Source organism: Bacteroides sp. 1_1_14 (assembly GCF_000162515.1).
Classification (GTDB): Bacteria; Bacteroidota; Bacteroidia; order Bacteroidales; family Bacteroidaceae; genus Bacteroides; species Bacteroides thetaiotaomicron.
The window spans coordinates 123,076-139,302 of record NZ_GG774703.1; the positions used below are offsets into that span (position 1 = coordinate 123,076).

Consider the following 16,227-nt stretch of genomic DNA (forward strand, 5'->3'; position numbering starts at 1 on the left):
ATTAAAGACAGAAGCAAGTATGGAAAGATACGATTTTGGCAAAATTGTGGACAGAAGGGGCACAGGCGCCCTGAAAATAGACGCACTGCAAGAACGTTACGGTAACGCCGGGCTGCTTCCCTTATGGGTGGCGGATATGGATTTTGAGACTCCGTCCTTCATCATCAGAGCGTTACGTCAACGACTGGAACATCCGCTGTTCGGTTATACGGTGGAACCGGAAGAGTACAGAACGGCTGTCATCGAATGGATCGCTTCACACCACGGATGGAGGGTGGAACCGGAGTGGCTGTCATACATCCCCGGAATAATGAAAGGTATCGGAATGGCCGTCAATGTATTTGTGAAGGAGGATGAGAAAGTCATCATACAGCCTCCCGTCTACCATCCCTTCCGCATAACCCCTCAGGAGAACGGGCGTGAAGTGGTATATAACCCGTTACGGGAGAATGAAGACGGCTCCTACAGCATGGATTTTGAGAATCTTGAAACCGTGGCTGACGGGAAATGCCGGATGCTGATTCTCTCCAATCCTCATAACCCCGGCGGTGTCGTATGGGACAGGGAAACCACTTATCCGCTTGGCAGTATTTTTGTTACCGCCGTGGCATCCTTGTCATCTCCGACGAGATACATTGCGATATGGCGTTGTGGGGCAACAGGCACATTCCGTTCGCCACGGTCTCCGAGGAGGCTTCCGCATGCAGCATTACTTTCGGAGCACCTTCCAAGACATTCAATATCGCCGGTATCGTCAGTTCCTATGCCATCGTTCCTGACAGAAATATACGCCGTCGTTTCTTCGGATGGATGAAAGCGAACGAGCTGAACGAGGCACCGCTTTTCGCCCCCATAGCCACCATTGCAGCATTCAAGGAAGGTGAGCCCTGGCGCAGGGAAATGCTCCGCTATGTGGAAGGCAACGTCGATTTTGTAATGGACTATTGCAAGAAGTATTTGCCAGCTGTCAAGCCTCTGCGTCCGCAGGCTTCATTCCTTATATGGCTGGACTGCCGTGCCCTGAAGCTGAATCACGACCGATTGTTGCATCTTTTTGTAAACAAGGCCCGCCTGGCATTGAATGACGGCGAGATGTTTGGTCCTGGCGGCGAGGGATTCATGCGGATGAATGTGGGCACTCCCAGAGCGGTGCTCCGGCAGGCAATGGAACAGCTCCGGCAAGCGGTGGAGGCATTATGAACACTTTTTATATTAGCAGAAAACGATGGATACTTCAAGAAAATTGGACCATGTGGACATACAGATGCTCCGCACATTACAGGAGAATGCCCGGCTGACAGTCAAAGAGCTCGCGGCGAAAGTCCGCCTTTCATCCACTCCCGTATTCGAACGGCTCAAGAGGCTGGAGGAAGGAGGATATATAAAAAAATATATGGCGGTACTGGACGCGGGAAAACTTGACCGGGGATTCGTGGTGTTCTGTAATGTGAAACTCCGGCGGATGAACCGGGATATCGCCGGGGAATTTGCACGTATCGTGCAAGATATCTCGGAGGTGACCGAATGCTACAACATATCGGGCGGCTTCGACTATCTGCTGAAAATCCATGCCCCGGATATGAAATATTACCAGGAGTTCATCCTCAATGTATTGGGGACGGTTGAAAGCCTCGGCTCCATTGAAAGTATGTTTGTCATGGATGAAGTGAAGCATGTTTACGGTATCCATATCTGATCTTCCGTATAAGCTACGCCAACCGGCCTCCGACACGCCTGACCGCCCCCCCTTTATCACGGATACCATATTTGTGGGATAAAATATACCGCACTGGTGGTATTTTCCGCCGTGTAAATCCATACTACCTTTGCATGGACAGTTCCTGTACGGAGATTCAGGTATCTGTCAATCAAAGAAAGTAGCAATGGAAATAATAGAAAAATTGAAACAACGGGTACTCCGGGGAGAGTCATTGACCCGGACAGAAATCATGGAGCTGGCCGAAACAAAAGGGAGGGACGCCCTCTACAAGGCTGCCGGAGAAATTACACGCCACTTCGGGAAGCCGTCTTTCAACCCGTGCAGCATTATCAATGCCCGTGCCGGCAAATGCCCCGAGAACTGTAAATGGTGTGCCCAATCCGGACACTACTATACCGGTTCCGAAGTCCATGGGATTGCTCCGGCTGACAAGGTGGTGGCACAGGCCAAGCGGGACGAGAAGAAAGGTGTGAGGCGCTTCTGCCAGGTGACGAGCGGCCGGTCCGTAAAAGGGGATGACTTGGAAAAGATTTGCGAGAACTATCGTGAACTGGGAAAAAATACCCGTCTTTTCCTGTGTGGCTCGCTGGGACTGTTAGGGAAAGGAGAGCTGCAACAGCTCTGGGATGCAGGCGTGAGACGCTATCATTGCAATCTGGAAGCGCCACCTTCCTTTTTCCCACAATTGTGCACGACCCATACCATTGAGGAGAAGATACAGACTCTGAAATGGGCCAGGGAGATTGGTTTTGAGATATGCAGTGGTGGGATCATAGGCATGGGGGAAACACGTACCCAACGTATCGAGCTGGCCATCGCATTGCGAGAGGTGCGGCCGGAGTCTATTCCTATTAATATTCTGTCGCCTGTCAAGGGCACTCCCCTGTCCGATACGGCTTCCATTGACGATGAGGAGATATTGCTGACCGTAGCTGTTTTCCGTTTCCTTCATCCCGGGGCGGAATTGCGCTTTGCCGGGGGAAGGGGCAGGCTCTCACGTGAAGTACAATTGGAAGCACTCGAAATCGGCATCAATGCCGCTGTGGTAGGCGACTTGCTGACTACGACCGGTTCCTGCATAGACGAAGATAAGGCGTTGACCACCGAAGCCGGCTATCACGTCTGGTTGTAACGAGGAATCTGAAACGAAAAGGAGGAGGAATGATTGATTTCACGGAAGAGGAACTTCAACGTTACAGCCGGCATATCCTGTTGCAAGAAGTCGGAGCGGAGGGACAGGAAAGGATACGACGGGGGCGTGTGCTCGTTATCGGTGTCGGTGGGTTAGGGTCACCTGTCGCCCTCTATCTGGCAGCTGCCGGAGTGGGGACAATCGGCATTGCGGACGGTGACACGGTGGAGCTTTCCAACCTGCAACGCCAGGTGATACACTTCACGCCGGACGTGGGGCGCAACAAGGTGGATTCCGCCGGAGAGAAACTGCGGAAGATAAATCCCCATGTCCGCATCAACACCTATCATGAGAGCCTTACAGTGGAGAATATTTTGGATATCGTCAGAGAATATGACTTTATCGTGGACGGTACGGACAATTTCCCCACCAAGTATCTTATCAACGACGCCTGCGTCCTGGCAAGCAAACCTTTTACCCAGGGGGGAATCCTGCGTTTCGAAGGACAGATCTTCACCCATCTTCCGGGCACGGCCTGTTACCGGTGCCTGTTCGGTGAGCCTCCTGCAGGCGGCTCGCCTTCCTGCTCGCAAGCGGGCGTACTGGGAGCCATAGCCGGCATAGTGGGTAGCATTCAGGCGGCAGAGACCTTAAAATATCTGACCGGAACGGGAGAACTTCTGACCGACCGTCTGCTGACATTCGATGCCAGGACTATGGAATTCCACCGGATAGAGTCTTGCCGACAAAACGATTGTCCCTTGTGCGGAATACACCCCATGATAGAAGAGCTTGTCAGTTATGGACAGCCAGTGTGCGATTTGAAACCACACCGGAATCCATAGCAGGTCCTTTGGTACTGACGTTAAAAAACACAATAAAATGGGAATCATAGAAAACGCAATTTATTATCAAAGTACAACTGGCGTGAGGAAACTTTCACTCATCGCCTTCAGCGGAGATTTCGACAGGCTGACTGCCGTTTTCACGCTAGCTACCGGCGCCGCTGCCGTCGGTTACGAAGTAAACATATTCTTTACCTTTTGGGGACTGGATGCCATCAAGCGGAAACAGGGACGCTCTTTTACAGGCAGGGGATTCCTGTCCAGGGTATTCGGTTTCATGATGGGGGGACTGGGAACAGCGCCGGCCAGCCGTTTCAATTTCATGGGGCTGGGACCGAAAATATTCCGTTACATGATGCGCAGGAACAACGTCGCCACACTGGAAGAACTGCTGGATGCTGCCAAGGCGCTTGGCATCCACCTATATGCCTGTGAGATGGCGATGCACATTCTCGGACTGGAAAAAGGCGACTTCATCCATGAAGTGGAGGATGTCCTGGGAGTGGCCACTTTTCTGAAACTTTCCCAAGGGGGGCAGACCTTATTTGTATAACAACGCCAAAAACAAAAAGATGAACCATATACTTGACATTACCCGGGAACACTGCCCCATGACCCTCGTCCGCACCAAACTGCGACTTGCACAAATGGCCGAAGGCGATACGCTGGAAGTCCTTTTGTGCAAAGGAGAACCGTTGGATAACATACCCCGCAGCCTGCAAGAGCAAGGTTATAGGGTGCTTTCCATAAAACATTATGGAGGGGGCACTTATAAAGTTACAATAGAAAAATAAGAAAAACATGCTCCAGCATCCTGGACATACCGATATTGTAAAATACCGCAGATGCGGTATGTAAAAATGCCATTAGAATGGTATTGTGTGGCTTTCGGTTCCGATTTATCTTTGCACCATGTTTTTAATACATCATAAAAGAAGATAATAGTTTGTGAGTTTAAGGTAAAAGGAAAAGAGATGGTAAAAAACAGAAAGTTAAATCGTTTTCGATGGTCGACAGTCTATGTCTGTTGCCATAGAGACATGCGAATGTGCCACCTGGCACAATAATACAATAATGAACCGGGAAGGATGATCCCCCTTTCCGTACTGTTATGCAATTGGCTTACAGTCATTCCATGGAAAGAAAGATGGAAGTCTTGTGGAAAGAAGTGAATTACAAACTTTAAAAATAATAATTGATATGACTACAATACGATATTATTTCAGACAAATATTCATTATGGTTCTGTTGACTGTTTTCTCTTCATCTTATGCGGCAGACAAACCTCAAAAAGTGATCACCGTCACCATCCCCAAGTTTGGTCGCGGGCTGGTGGAAACTTGGATCAAGAAATATACAGAGGCATATCCGGATGTGCATGTTCGCATTGTTGAAAAGAACAAGGGGCAGGCCGATTTGGAATTCGTTTCCGAAACTCCTGAGGGTGATAGCGGAGAGCATATCACCTACGTGGGACGTTATGCGCTGCTTCCCGTTACTACCACCGAAAATCCCCTGTATGAGAGACTTTCCCGTAAGCGCTTTGATGAGAAGGATTTGAAGGATTTGTTTTTTCAGAAGGATATCTTGCAGAAAGTAGGGAATGAACGTAAGGGGATTTCCCCGTATGAGGGACTGACGGTTTATTCCGGTACAAGCCGTATCTCAGGGGCGAATGCTTTCGCCTCCTATTTCGGTTGTCAGACTTCCCAGTTCCGCGGCAAGCGTATTGCGGGAGACGACCTTTATCTTCTCACCGCCATCAACAAGGACCATACCGGAATTACCTTCAATAATCTGGCTTACATATTTGACCTTCAAAATCGCAGTCTGAAGCCCCGCTTGTTCCTGATTCCGCTAGACATCAAAAGGGAACAAAGGGATGTACTGGATAACGGCAATCTGGATGAAACATTGCAACTGCTGGAAAACAATGACGTAGCTTTGATCCCCCTACCCAAAGTAGGATTTACTTATAACGACAGGACCTCAGTTGTTGATTTCCTGCGGTGGATTGTCAGTGAGGGACAGCAATTTAACCATAGATTCGGCTTCCTTACCCTGGATGAGAAGTCGCTCCGTAAGGAGCAGAGGCAGTTGGATGGTAATTTGTTAACTGACTGATGACAATATGCTCTCGGAAAGAATATCGTAGCCCAAGTATGAATTAAAAAAGAAATTCAATATGCAAATCATATATCGTTTATGGGCTGTTCTGCTGCTGGTTGGCGGGATAGCCGGAGGGGCTTTTGCCCAAACCCGGGTTAGTGGCAAAGTAGTGGACGCACTCAACAATGAACCTGTAATAGGTGCGTCCATATCCGTGGTCAATGAGAAAACAGGTACTTTAACCGATGCGGATGGAAATTTCGTACTCGAAGTAAAAGAGTTACCCACCACTCTTCAAGTGAACTTCATCGGTTATCGCGAACAACAGATTGATGTGTATGACAGCAGCGAGCCGGTTGTCGTTGCATTGAGTGAAGCAACAGACGTGCTGCAAGAGGTCGTTGTGGTGGGTTATGGCGTACAGAAACGTAGGGAGTTGACAAGTGCCATCTCTACGGTAAACAAAGAGATTCTACAACAGACGCCACCTTCGGTGGAAGGAGCGCTGGCCGGATCTGTAGCCGGATTGAATGTCTCTGTCACTTCGGGACAGCCGGGAGCCTCGTCAACCATTCGTATTCGTGGTGGGAATTCCATTACGGGAGGAAACGAACCACTCTATGTCATTGACGGCTTCATTGTCTATAATGATGTGACGGCCAACCGTACAGATGCCGGAGGCAGCGACGCTACGTTGGACCCGCTCTCCTTTGTCAATCCTGCTGATATCGAAAGTATTGAAGTATTGAAAGATGTGAGTGCGACTGCTATTTATGGAACAAGAGGTGCCAATGGTGTCATTATCATTACCACGAAGAAGGGCAAAAGAGGTAAGGACCAGATCAATTATCGTGCAACCTTCGGCTGGCAAAGCATCCATAAGAAAATGGAATTCCTGAATGCAGACGAATGGACGGATCTGTACAATGAGATTCGTCGTGACGAAGGGACTCCTGAATTACAACTCGCCTCTCCGGAGAATGGACTCGGATATGATTGGCAGGATGCCGCCTTGCGCACGGGATTCACCCAGGAACATCAGCTCTCAATTATCGGAGGAGATGAACATTCGCGCTACTCCCTGTCCGGTAATTATAAGAAGCAGGATGGTATTATTATCGGTACGGATTTGAAACGCTACGGCGGACGATTCAGCTACGACCGTGACCTGTTTGAGAAATTGCGGGTGGGAATTACAGCTTCAAGTGCTTATTCCCAACTGAATGGCCTGCGCAATGTGAATGGCAATAACAATCCCAATACTTGGATCTCTGCCATTACGACTGCCCCCATCATATCGATCTATGATGCAGATGGTGGATTTAACTACGAACCGAATGAACTGACGACTGTCTCTTACAACGGAAAGGTGCCCAATGCCATTTCGGATCTGAAAAATGTAAAGACCCTGACTGAAAATACCCGCCTGCTCTCCATTGTCTATGTCGAATATCAGTTGTTGAATGATCTGACATTGAAAGCAGATATCGGATTGGATTTGAGCAATACCCGTCAGAGTAACTACGCACCGTCGTACACTTCACTGGGTGCGGATAAGAAAGCTGTTGCCTCAATCGGGCACAAGTCGGTGTACACGTGGCAGACGGAATATACTGTCAACTATAACCATGTATTTAACGAAGTGCACTCTTTGTCAGCTTTGGCAGGATATACGGCACAACGTACTGACAAGCGTGGCTCTTCCGCCTCTTCATACGGATTTGCCAATGATGCTACGGGATATAATGACCTTGCCGGTGGAGAGACGGCCAATCCTCCTACCAGTGAAAGTTATACATCGACCCTAAGTTCGGTATTGGGACGTATCAATTATTCATTTGACCAACGTTATAATGCGACAGTGACATTACGCGCTGATGGTTCGTCCCGCTTTGCCGAAGGTCATAAATGGGGATATTTCCCCTCTGTCGGGTTCTCTTGGAACCTCGACCGCGAACCGTATATCCATTTCGGGAAGGGGATATCCTATCTTAAGCTTCGCTTCAGTGCCGGAGTGGTGGGCAATCAGGAGATCGGTGATCATCAATATATCGCCAATGTCATCCCTGAACTTTATTACTTCAATGATCAGCCTGTGACAGCTTACGTGGTGAACAATCCCCCAAATCCGGACTTGAAGTGGGAAACGACCTCCTCTTACAATGTCGGCCTCAATACCGGATTTCTGGATGGACGTATCAATGTCACCTTTGATGCTTACTATAAAAAGACCAATGACCTGTTGCTGAATGTGCCGATCGAAGGTGTCACAGGATTCAGCTCCGCACTCCGTAATGTAGGTAGTGTCTCCAACAAGGGATTGGAGCTAGAGATAAGCAGCATGTTGATCGAAAATAAGCAGTGGAAATGGAATGCTTCATTGAACCTGGCTACTAATAAGAACCGGGTCGAGAGTCTGGGAAATGCCGACTACTTCCTGCCCTCCTTTGAAGGAGTCGGTACATTGCAGTATATGACTCCGTTGATCGTGAAACGGGGAGAACCTTTAGGCACTTTCTATGGCTACAAGTTTGCAGGCATAGTCCAAAAGGATGAAGACATCAGCAAGCTGCCGGCACAAACTACGGAGACTTTGGCTCCGGGTGTTGTGAAATACCAGGATGTGAATAACGATGGTGTCGTGAATGAACAAGACCGTACCGTCTTAGGCAACAGCCAACCGAAGTTCACAGGCGGATTCAATACGACATTGAACTATCATAACTGGGACTTGTTCATCGCCTTGCACGGTAGTTATGGCAATAAGCTCTTCAATACGTTGCGTGCCCGTTTCGAGAAGACGAGTACATCGTACAACTCCTTGAAATCTGTAGCCGATCGCTGGACAGAGGATAATCCATCCAATACCATTGGCAAGGCAAGCAACTCTACTTCAATCGTCTCCGACGACCGCTACGTGGAAGATGCCTCCTTCTTGAAGGTTCGCAACATCACGTTGGGATATACATTGCCTTTGAAACAGATTACCCAAAATAGTAAATTGCGCATCTTCGTATCTTTGCAGAACTTTTTCACACTGACGGGCTATTCGGGATATGATCCGGAATCCAACCGGAACGGCGTGGACGAGAGTAGCGGACTTTATCAAGGGGTGGACTTTGGTACATATCCCTCTGCAAAAAACATTCAGTTCGGTCTCAACCTGACATTGTAATGAAGGAGACTTTTGATTCACTAATTTAAAAACAGTTCAAGTATGAAAAAGATATTCTATATATATTATGTAGTCGGATCACTTCTGGGACTGAACAGTTGTGCCGATCTGGACATCACGCCGGCGAGCTCCATTGACAAGGATGAGTTTTACCGGTCTGCGGAAGATGTGGAAAGTGCAGTGAATGGCATTTATGCCATCTTTACAAACTGGCCTTCGGATTTCCATGGGATGTATAACAACCTGACGATTTATCTGGGAGATATTACCACCGAATATGTGAAGGCTGGTGCGAATACCAACAGTGCACACATCCGTGAGCTGAGCAACAATGCCGTGCAACCTGCCAACCAGTTTATCGAAAATGCTTGGGAAGAGTCGTACATCGGCATCAATCGTGCCAACATCGTGATCGACAAGACTGAAGCCAATGACCGGTTGGACGAATCGATCCGCGATCGCTATGTGAACGAATCCAAGTTCCTCCGTGCCCTATTCTATTTTAATATTGTACGTTGGTGGGGCGACGTGCCACTGGTGCTGCATGATGGAGATGGGGAAGGAATTCCCCGTACACCGCGTGATTCTGTCTATGCACAGATTGTGGATGATCTGGAAGCAGCTTCGCATCTGCCTGAAACTTTTTCCGGTAGTACCGAAGGACGTGCGACGGCTGGAGCTGCATTGGCTACTTTGAGTAAAGTCTACCTGACATGGGCACAGACCGATTCGGAAGCGGGTAACAGCCGTCGGAACGAATTCTATAAAAAGGCAATAGAGTATGCAGATCGTGTGATAGCTCTGAATAAATACCGGTTAGTGGAAAATACCTTTGATCTTTTTGCGACAGACAAGAAGAATGGTCCTGAGCACATCTTTTCTATCCAACATGCTGATCTGAATAATGTGACAGGACACTGTACGTTCGCAACCGGATGGAGTGATTCGGAGCCGGTACTCATAACGAACAACGTCCGTTTTTATGAAGAGATGGATGATGCCGACCAACGCAAAGAGAGCAGTTGGGCGAAACGTCTCTACAATCCCAACACTGGAGAGTACTTTACCTTCAAGGTGCCGTTGTTCCGGAAATACATTGATACGATCAACTATGCCAAGAACCAATATGCCGGACGCAATACCAATAATGTCTACATCCGTTATGCCGAGGTGCTGTTGATCAAGGCAGAGGCGGAGAATGAGCTGAACGGACCGACGCAAACCGCATACGAGGCAATCAACCAAGTACGCAGACGTGCCTACAGGCATTTTCCGATTACGGCTCTCTCTGTCCACGATCTGCCGGCCGGACTAAACCAAGAGGAATTCCGCAAACGGTTGCAGCAGGAGCGTTTCAATGAGTTTATTTTAGAGGGACAGCGTTGGTTCGATCTTGTGCGGTGGCGCATCCTGGTATCAACTGTTTCTCAGGAGAAGACTGGCATTACCGAGAAGAACTACCTCTTTCCGATACCGGCCAGTCAGATTACACTGAATCCGAATCTGAAACAGAACTGGGGCTATGACGGTGAAACATCCGGCAGTCCTTACGCAGGATATAAATAAGTATGAATAATTGAATAATAAATTATATGGATATGAAAAAGAATGTATTAAAAAGTGGTCTGTTGGCATTGGCCCTGACCCTGTTGACATCGGCTGTAGATGCAACGAATCCGACAACAAACGACAGTAACAAACGTGAATTGATTCTCTCCGTATTGGACCAGTCCAAACCGAACCAGTATGTTCCGGCAGCCTTCTTCCTGCATTTTGAACACAAGCTGGGTGCCAAGGCTGTACAAGATCATATCAATTTCTTCCGTGCCACAAATATGGACATCGTAAAGGTTCAATACGAAGTGGTCGTTCCCCGCTTGGAGATCAAGACGCCCGACGATTGGAAAAAGGTTCCTGTATATGGCGAAGAATTCTTTGAGCCGCAACTGGCAGTGATCGAGGATTTGGCACGCGAGCTGAAAGGTGAAGCTCTGGTGTTGCCCACCGTCTATTCTCCGGTCTCTTTGTTGCACCAGACGGTTGGTGACGGTTTTGTGGAACTGGTGAAGAAAGACCCGGAGGCTGTTCGTCCGGCATTGGAAAATATAACTCTGAGTATAGAGAATTATCTGCGTGCCGCACGCCGGCGCGGAGCTGACGGATTCTATGTATCCAGCCAAGGGGGTGACACAAAAACCTTCGGTACGACGCCCATCTTCAAGAATGTTATCCGTCCGTATGACAAACGAGTTAGCGAAGTGGCAAACGAGATCGCTCCCTTCAATATCCTGCATATTTGTGACTATGGCAGCAGCTATGTAAGCATTGATGACTATGCCGATTACCCTGCGAGCATCATCAATCCCCCAATCCATTTAGAGAATGGAAGTGTCGATCTGAAACATGTACAAGAGGTATTCAAACGCCCTGTCTTCGGTGGTCTCGACCGCTTGGGTGTTTTAGTAACCGGTACGCTGGAAGAGGCTAAGAAAGAGGTGGACAAGGTGATGGAGAATGCTCCTGCCAACTTTATTTTGGGGGCCGACTGTACAGTACCCAGTGATACGGACTATGATAGATTGCGTGCCATCATTGACTATGTACATTCCTGGCGTTACAATCATTAAACAATATCGATATGCGTAAGCTTCTTTCCAATACGATTGTTCTACTATTGCTGGCTGTTGTTGCCGGCATACTGGCAGGCTTCTTCATCCCCGAGGCGGGGATGAAGGGCGTGTTGGTCCTTAAGCAAATCAGTGGACAGATAATTTTTTTCCTCGTTCCTCTGATCATCATCGGTTTCGTGGCTCCTTCCATCGCATCGCTGAAAGGGAGTGTTTCACGGCTGATAGTCTTTGCCTTCTCGTTAGCATACCTTTCGTCCGTAGGCGCAGCGTTCTTTGCCATGCTGGTAGGATATCAGGTGATACCTTTGCTGGACATACGGCCTGTCACCGGGTCCCTAAGGGAACTGCCGGAAGTCTTGTTCAGCCTGGAGATTCCCCCCATGTTGAGTGTGATGTCCGCTCTGCTATTCTCGGTCTTGATCGGGTTGGGATGCATTTGGATAAAGTCGAAAGAGATTGCGGAACTGCTCTTGCAATTCCGGGAGATCGTGCTGCAGCTGGTAAAACGTATTCTGATACCCCTGCTTCCATTGTATGTGGCTGCTAATTTCTGTTCGTTATCTTATGAGGGGGATATATCCCGTTTGGGGATATTTTTGCCGGTAATACTGATTGCCATAGCCTGCCATTATCTATGGTTGTTGCTGCTCTATGGATTGGCTGCCGTTTATTCCGGTAAGAACAGTTGGCAGGTAGTCAAATTTTACTTGCCTGCCTATTTCACGGCATTAGGAACCATGTCTTCTGCGGCTACACTGGGAGTAGCTCTGGAATGTGCAAACAAGAGCCCTGTCCTGGACAAGAAAGTCTCGGACTTTTCCATTCCTCTGTTCGCGAATATACATCTTTGCGGCTCCGTTCTGACGGAAGTGTTCTTTGTATGTGTCGTATCCCAGTTGCTTTACGGACAGCTTCCCGCACTTTCCACCCTTGTTTTGTTTATCTTTCTGTTGGGAATATTTGCGGTAGGTGCGCCCGGAGTTCCCGGCGGAACAGTGTTGGCCTCATTGGGCATCGTAGTTTCCGTGTTGGGATTTGACGACGCAGGCACAGCCATGCTTATCGCTATTTTTGCTTTGCAGGATAGCTTTGGAACAGCTTGCAATATTACCGGTGATGGTGCTCTAACTTTAATAACCAGTACCTTTTCAAAACGACATTGTAAAATATGATGTAATATTAGTGAAATACTATTCGTAGTCAAGCGTTAAGTACTGGTTTCTAGAAGAGCCGGACCGGACACATGAAGGAATATCCCCGATGAGATTGTGGAAGAACCGGACGGAAAACAGTGGGAACTCCCTGATATTTTTCCCTGTGGCAAGCAACTCCGGAGCTTGGAATGGGTAACGGTTTAACGGCGTAACGCGCTGTTAAACCGTATGGTTTTCGTTTAACGAAAACACAACTTGCTGTCCCCTAATGGGGACAACGTTTTTAAGTAGAACTGCAGATTGCTCCGCTTGATGCCTTCCTCCCTTCCTCAAAACTTCTCCATATATGTCCATATTTTTTAACAACAAGGTGATTGTTATCGGAATTTTGGCGTTAAGAAATGGGCTGAAATGCCTGAAAATACGCCGGGATTGCTGAATAACCGGCATAACCCGATAGATAATCAGGTAAATTGGTATTTAGATAAATTGGTATTCTGATATTCTGCTAATCGGGTATTTTGATATTCTGATATTCGGGTTATTAGGTAAATAGGTATTACTGAAGTTTAGACCGCTTGGTTATCTGATAATCGGGTAAATTGGTATTTTGGTTATTTGGTATATTGATAAATTGATATTCAGATAATAAGGTATTTGGAAAAACAGACGGTAAGGTGGGGAGCGGATAAACATCGAGAGAACGTAATAAAACAAGACACTTGATAAGGACTTTTAGCCTAAGCTAAACTAAGCTAATCCATTGATAATAAGTCTCGTAATGCTACGACATGTGAGATTATAATGCTACCTTAGCACTATAACAACAAAGGGTAAAGCATTATGAATGAGCAAATTAGAAATATTTTAGCGCAGGATGCCACCAAGACGAGCAAGATCCGGCAGCTGCTTCTTTTGGGTATGACACGCCGGAAAATCGCCGACCTGCTGACAAACGGAAATTACGGCTTCGTACACAATGTTTACAAAAAGATGCTGCAGGACGGCTTGATTGAGAATATCTGGAACTCAGCCATTGAAACAAGACAGCCGGTGCGGCCGGACTATACCTTCACTCATAAATTCGGTATTGAAATAGAAGCCTATAACTGCAGCATGAGCAGGCTGGCTGATGAGTTGAGGGAAGCCGGTATCCGTGTTACCGTCGAAGGTTATAACCATACGACACGGGATCATTGGAAACTGGTTACCGACAGCAGCCTGCATGGGAACGATACTTTTGAGCTGGTCAGCCCGATACTGGCCGGTGAAGCCGGGTTGAAAGAACTGGAAAAGGTGTGCTGGGTGCTTGACCTCTGTAATGTGAAGGTAAACGACAGTTGCGGGCTACACGTCCACTTGGATGCGGCGGACTTCAATATGAATACCTGGAGAAACCTGGCTCTGAGTTACAAGCACCTTGAGAATCTGATTGACGCTTTCATGCCGGCCACGCGCAGGAACAACAGATACTGCAAAAGCCTGAACCATGTTTCCGATGAGAGGATAAAATCAGCCCGGACAATAGATGACCTGCGGGATGTCTTTGACCGCGACAGGTACCACAAGGTAAACTTCGAGGCTTACTCCCGGCATAAGACGGTTGAGTTCCGCCAGCATTCCGGCACGACAAACTTCACAAAGATGGAGAATTGGATCTTATTTCTGAACGGTTTGATTACCTTTGCGAAACAGGACAACCTTTCCGGCAGGAACACCCTGGAGAGCCTGCCTTTTCTGGACGAGAAACAAAAATTGTATTTCAAAATTAGGACTAAAAAATTGGCGAGATGAAGAAAGAGTATATTTTACTGGATGGCGGCCGGATAGCCGCTTCCAGTGCGGAAGAGTTCGTCCGGCTGCTCCGTGAGGGGAGCTGGTTCGACAGTGATTGTACCGACGGGGAGTATATGCAGCGGTTTGCCGCGCGTTACAACGAGTCGCATGGTGTGACAGTTTCCACCGATACTCCCGAAGGGTTCATGTCCGACCTGATGAAGGACGGCTATCTCAAGGAGCGGTAAGCTCCGTCCCTTTATTATTATAGTCCCTGCCTTCAGTCTTTGAGGCGGGGATTTTTTTTCTTTCACCGCAATCCCGTCCTGTTCTTTTGGGGGATTTCTCTCCGGTATCCATGACAATCCATGACTTTCCATGACAAACCGTGACGGGGTATTTTACCCTATCGGGGCATTCATTTTCTTTGTGCCGTAAATAGTTACACAGTAATCAGAATTTTTAAAAAAGGCATGAAAAAAGAACCGTTATTAATTGCTGTCGCCAGCCAGAAAGGAGGCGTAGGCAAATCCGTCTTTACGGTGCTGCTCGCCAGCATCCTTCATTACCGGAAAGGTTATCGGGTGGGTGTCGTGGATTGCGACTCCCCCCAGCACAGCATTGCCCTGATGCGTGAACGCGATATCAAGAGCGTGATGGAGAATGATACTCTGAAAGTAAACCTCTACCGCCAGCACGAGCAGATTCAGAAACGCTCTTATCCGGTCATCAAAAGCGACCCGGAGAAAGCCGTCGAGGATTTGCACCGGTATATGGAAAAAGAGGATGCCGTTTTTGATGTCGTGCTGCTCGACCTTCCCGGAACGCTCCGCAGTGAGGGGGTGATCTACACCATTTCCGCGATGGACTATATCTTCGTCCCGCTTAAGGCGGACAATATCGTCATGCAGAGTTCCCTTGAATTTGCCGCTGTACTGGAAGACGAACTGATATCCAAACACAATTGCAACCTTAAGGGCATCTATTTCTTCTGGAACATGATTGACAAAAGGGAACGGAAAGAGGTGTACGAGTCATGGAACCGTGTGATCCGGAAAGCGGACCTGAAACTGCTGGACTCACGCATTCCGGACACGAAACGTTACAACAGGGAAATAAGCCCGACGCAGAACAGTATCTTCCGTTCCACGCTGTTTCCACCGGACAACCGGCAGGAAAAAGGATCGGGGTTGTCCGAACTGGTGGAAGAGATATGCCGTATCGCCGGTTTAAACGAACCAGACGCTATCTAAAACAGAACAGCTTATGAATAAATCAGACAAAAAGAAAATATTCCCCGGAGGCATAGACGAGCAGGCGATACTGGACATAGTCGCTTCCAAAGGTTCGATGCTGTCCATCCTCTCCGAAACGCCTCCCCAGCCGGAGAGGGCGGAAGCAATCCCGCCGGAACCGGCGGTAACCGGGAAGCAGGCGTTTACTGACAAAGAGTGTGATGCTTTCATTGCAAATTTTCTGAATGTACCCCGGAGTGAGTCCACCACGACGCTTCATATCGATGCCGATATACACCGGCGTATCTCTTCCTTGGTGTGGGGTATCGGCAGCAGGAAGGTCACCGTTGCCGGAGTCACCAACCGGATACTGGCACTTTTCTTCGAACAGAACGAGAAGCTGGTCCATTACATTATCGAAAAACATTGCAAATCATTTAAAACAAAATAA

Annotated in this window: 14 protein-coding genes and 1 pseudogene; all 15 read left to right on the forward strand. The window is 48.1% G+C overall.

Annotated elements, in window-relative coordinates:
* The first annotated feature begins 19 nt into the window (after positions 1 to 19).
* The 15 genes and pseudogenes from HMPREF9007_RS20435 to HMPREF9007_RS0124655 all read left to right on the forward strand — a co-directional run bounded on the left by HMPREF9007_RS20435 (position 20) and on the right by HMPREF9007_RS0124655 (position 16,227).
* Positions 20 to 1,200: pseudogene (locus HMPREF9007_RS20435) on the forward strand (PatB family C-S lyase).
* 25 nt (positions 1,201 to 1,225) lie between these two features.
* Positions 1,226 to 1,696, forward strand: a complete 471-nt coding sequence (locus HMPREF9007_RS20430) for an Lrp/AsnC family transcriptional regulator (protein ID WP_008760237.1) — start codon at positions 1,226 to 1,228, stop codon at positions 1,694 to 1,696.
* Positions 1,697 to 1,883: 187 nt separating this feature from the next.
* Positions 1,884 to 2,852: a biotin synthase BioB gene (bioB, locus tag HMPREF9007_RS20425; protein WP_008760238.1), complete on the forward strand. Its 969-nt coding sequence runs from the start codon at positions 1,884 to 1,886 to the stop codon at positions 2,850 to 2,852.
* A 32-nt stretch (positions 2,853 to 2,884) separates the two neighbouring features.
* On the forward strand, positions 2,885 to 3,697 hold the full coding sequence (locus tag HMPREF9007_RS20420) for a HesA/MoeB/ThiF family protein (protein ID WP_032850210.1): 813 nt from the start codon (positions 2,885 to 2,887) through the stop codon (positions 3,695 to 3,697).
* Positions 3,698 to 3,734: 37 nt separating this feature from the next.
* The gene (locus HMPREF9007_RS20415; protein WP_128567787.1) at positions 3,735 to 4,250 is read left to right on the forward strand and encodes a DsrE/DsrF/DrsH-like family protein; all 516 of its coding nucleotides are present in this window, start codon (positions 3,735 to 3,737) and stop codon (positions 4,248 to 4,250) included.
* Between the two features lie 19 nt (positions 4,251 to 4,269).
* A complete protein-coding gene (locus HMPREF9007_RS20410) occupies positions 4,270 to 4,491 on the forward strand; it encodes a sulfurtransferase TusA family protein (RefSeq protein WP_032850211.1) in 222 nt (73 codons plus the stop codon).
* A 406-nt stretch (positions 4,492 to 4,897) separates the two neighbouring features.
* On the forward strand, positions 4,898 to 5,821 hold the full coding sequence (locus HMPREF9007_RS20405; RefSeq protein ID WP_032850124.1) for a hypothetical protein: 924 nt from the start codon (positions 4,898 to 4,900) through the stop codon (positions 5,819 to 5,821).
* 61 nt (positions 5,822 to 5,882) lie between these two features.
* Positions 5,883 to 8,981 (forward strand): TonB-dependent receptor, encoded by a 3,099-nt coding sequence (locus HMPREF9007_RS20400; protein ID WP_008760243.1) that lies wholly within the window; start codon positions 5,883 to 5,885, stop codon positions 8,979 to 8,981.
* Positions 8,982 to 9,023: 42 nt separating this feature from the next.
* The gene (locus HMPREF9007_RS25820; RefSeq protein WP_008760244.1) at positions 9,024 to 10,547 is read left to right on the forward strand and encodes a RagB/SusD family nutrient uptake outer membrane protein; all 1,524 of its coding nucleotides are present in this window, start codon (positions 9,024 to 9,026) and stop codon (positions 10,545 to 10,547) included.
* Between the two features lie 32 nt (positions 10,548 to 10,579).
* Complete coding sequence (locus HMPREF9007_RS20395) at positions 10,580 to 11,608, forward strand: uroporphyrinogen decarboxylase family protein (RefSeq protein WP_165000507.1); 1,029 nt, start codon at positions 10,580 to 10,582, stop codon at positions 11,606 to 11,608.
* 11 nt (positions 11,609 to 11,619) lie between these two features.
* Positions 11,620 to 12,783 carry a dicarboxylate/amino acid:cation symporter gene (locus tag HMPREF9007_RS20390; protein ID WP_008760246.1) on the forward strand — a complete coding sequence of 388 codons (1,164 nt, stop codon included), beginning with the start codon at positions 11,620 to 11,622 and terminating at the stop codon, positions 12,781 to 12,783.
* Between the two features lie 825 nt (positions 12,784 to 13,608).
* Positions 13,609 to 14,559, forward strand: coding sequence for an amidoligase family protein (locus HMPREF9007_RS20385; protein WP_008760247.1), 951 nt, complete (start codon positions 13,609 to 13,611; stop codon positions 14,557 to 14,559).
* A complete protein-coding gene (locus HMPREF9007_RS20380) occupies positions 14,556 to 14,789 on the forward strand; it encodes a hypothetical protein (protein ID WP_008760248.1) in 234 nt (77 codons plus the stop codon). Before HMPREF9007_RS20385 ends, HMPREF9007_RS20380 begins: the two co-directional genes overlap by 4 nt.
* Before the next feature lie 225 nt (positions 14,790 to 15,014).
* On the forward strand, positions 15,015 to 15,794 hold the full coding sequence (locus HMPREF9007_RS20375; protein ID WP_008760249.1) for an AAA family ATPase: 780 nt from the start codon (positions 15,015 to 15,017) through the stop codon (positions 15,792 to 15,794).
* 13 nt (positions 15,795 to 15,807) lie between these two features.
* On the forward strand, positions 15,808 to 16,227 hold the full coding sequence (locus tag HMPREF9007_RS0124655) for a DUF3408 domain-containing protein (RefSeq protein WP_032850125.1): 420 nt from the start codon (positions 15,808 to 15,810) through the stop codon (positions 16,225 to 16,227).

Excerpts from the sequence above, each read along its gene's own strand:
- HMPREF9007_RS20430 (WP_008760237.1), top strand. The coding sequence starts at position 1,226 with ATGGATACTTCAAGAAAATTGGACCATGTGGACATACAGATGCTCCGC.
- bioB (WP_008760238.1), top strand. The coding sequence starts at position 1,884 with ATGGAAATAATAGAAAAATTGAAACAACGGGTACTCCGGGGAGAGTCA.
- HMPREF9007_RS20415 (WP_128567787.1), top strand. The coding sequence starts at position 3,735 with ATGGGAATCATAGAAAACGCAATTTATTATCAAAGTACAACTGGCGTG.
- HMPREF9007_RS20410 (WP_032850211.1), top strand. The coding sequence starts at position 4,270 with ATGAACCATATACTTGACATTACCCGGGAACACTGCCCCATGACCCTC.
- HMPREF9007_RS20405 (WP_032850124.1), top strand. The coding sequence starts at position 4,898 with ATGACTACAATACGATATTATTTCAGACAAATATTCATTATGGTTCTG.
- HMPREF9007_RS20400 (WP_008760243.1), top strand. The coding sequence starts at position 5,883 with ATGCAAATCATATATCGTTTATGGGCTGTTCTGCTGCTGGTTGGCGGG.
- HMPREF9007_RS25820 (WP_008760244.1), top strand. The coding sequence starts at position 9,024 with ATGAAAAAGATATTCTATATATATTATGTAGTCGGATCACTTCTGGGA.
- HMPREF9007_RS20395 (WP_165000507.1), top strand. The coding sequence starts at position 10,580 with ATGAAAAAGAATGTATTAAAAAGTGGTCTGTTGGCATTGGCCCTGACC.
- HMPREF9007_RS20390 (WP_008760246.1), top strand. The coding sequence starts at position 11,620 with ATGCGTAAGCTTCTTTCCAATACGATTGTTCTACTATTGCTGGCTGTT.
- HMPREF9007_RS20385 (WP_008760247.1), top strand. The coding sequence starts at position 13,609 with ATGAATGAGCAAATTAGAAATATTTTAGCGCAGGATGCCACCAAGACG.
- HMPREF9007_RS20380 (WP_008760248.1), top strand. The coding sequence starts at position 14,556 with ATGAAGAAAGAGTATATTTTACTGGATGGCGGCCGGATAGCCGCTTCC.
- HMPREF9007_RS20375 (WP_008760249.1), top strand. The coding sequence starts at position 15,015 with ATGAAAAAAGAACCGTTATTAATTGCTGTCGCCAGCCAGAAAGGAGGC.
- HMPREF9007_RS0124655 (WP_032850125.1), top strand. The coding sequence starts at position 15,808 with ATGAATAAATCAGACAAAAAGAAAATATTCCCCGGAGGCATAGACGAG.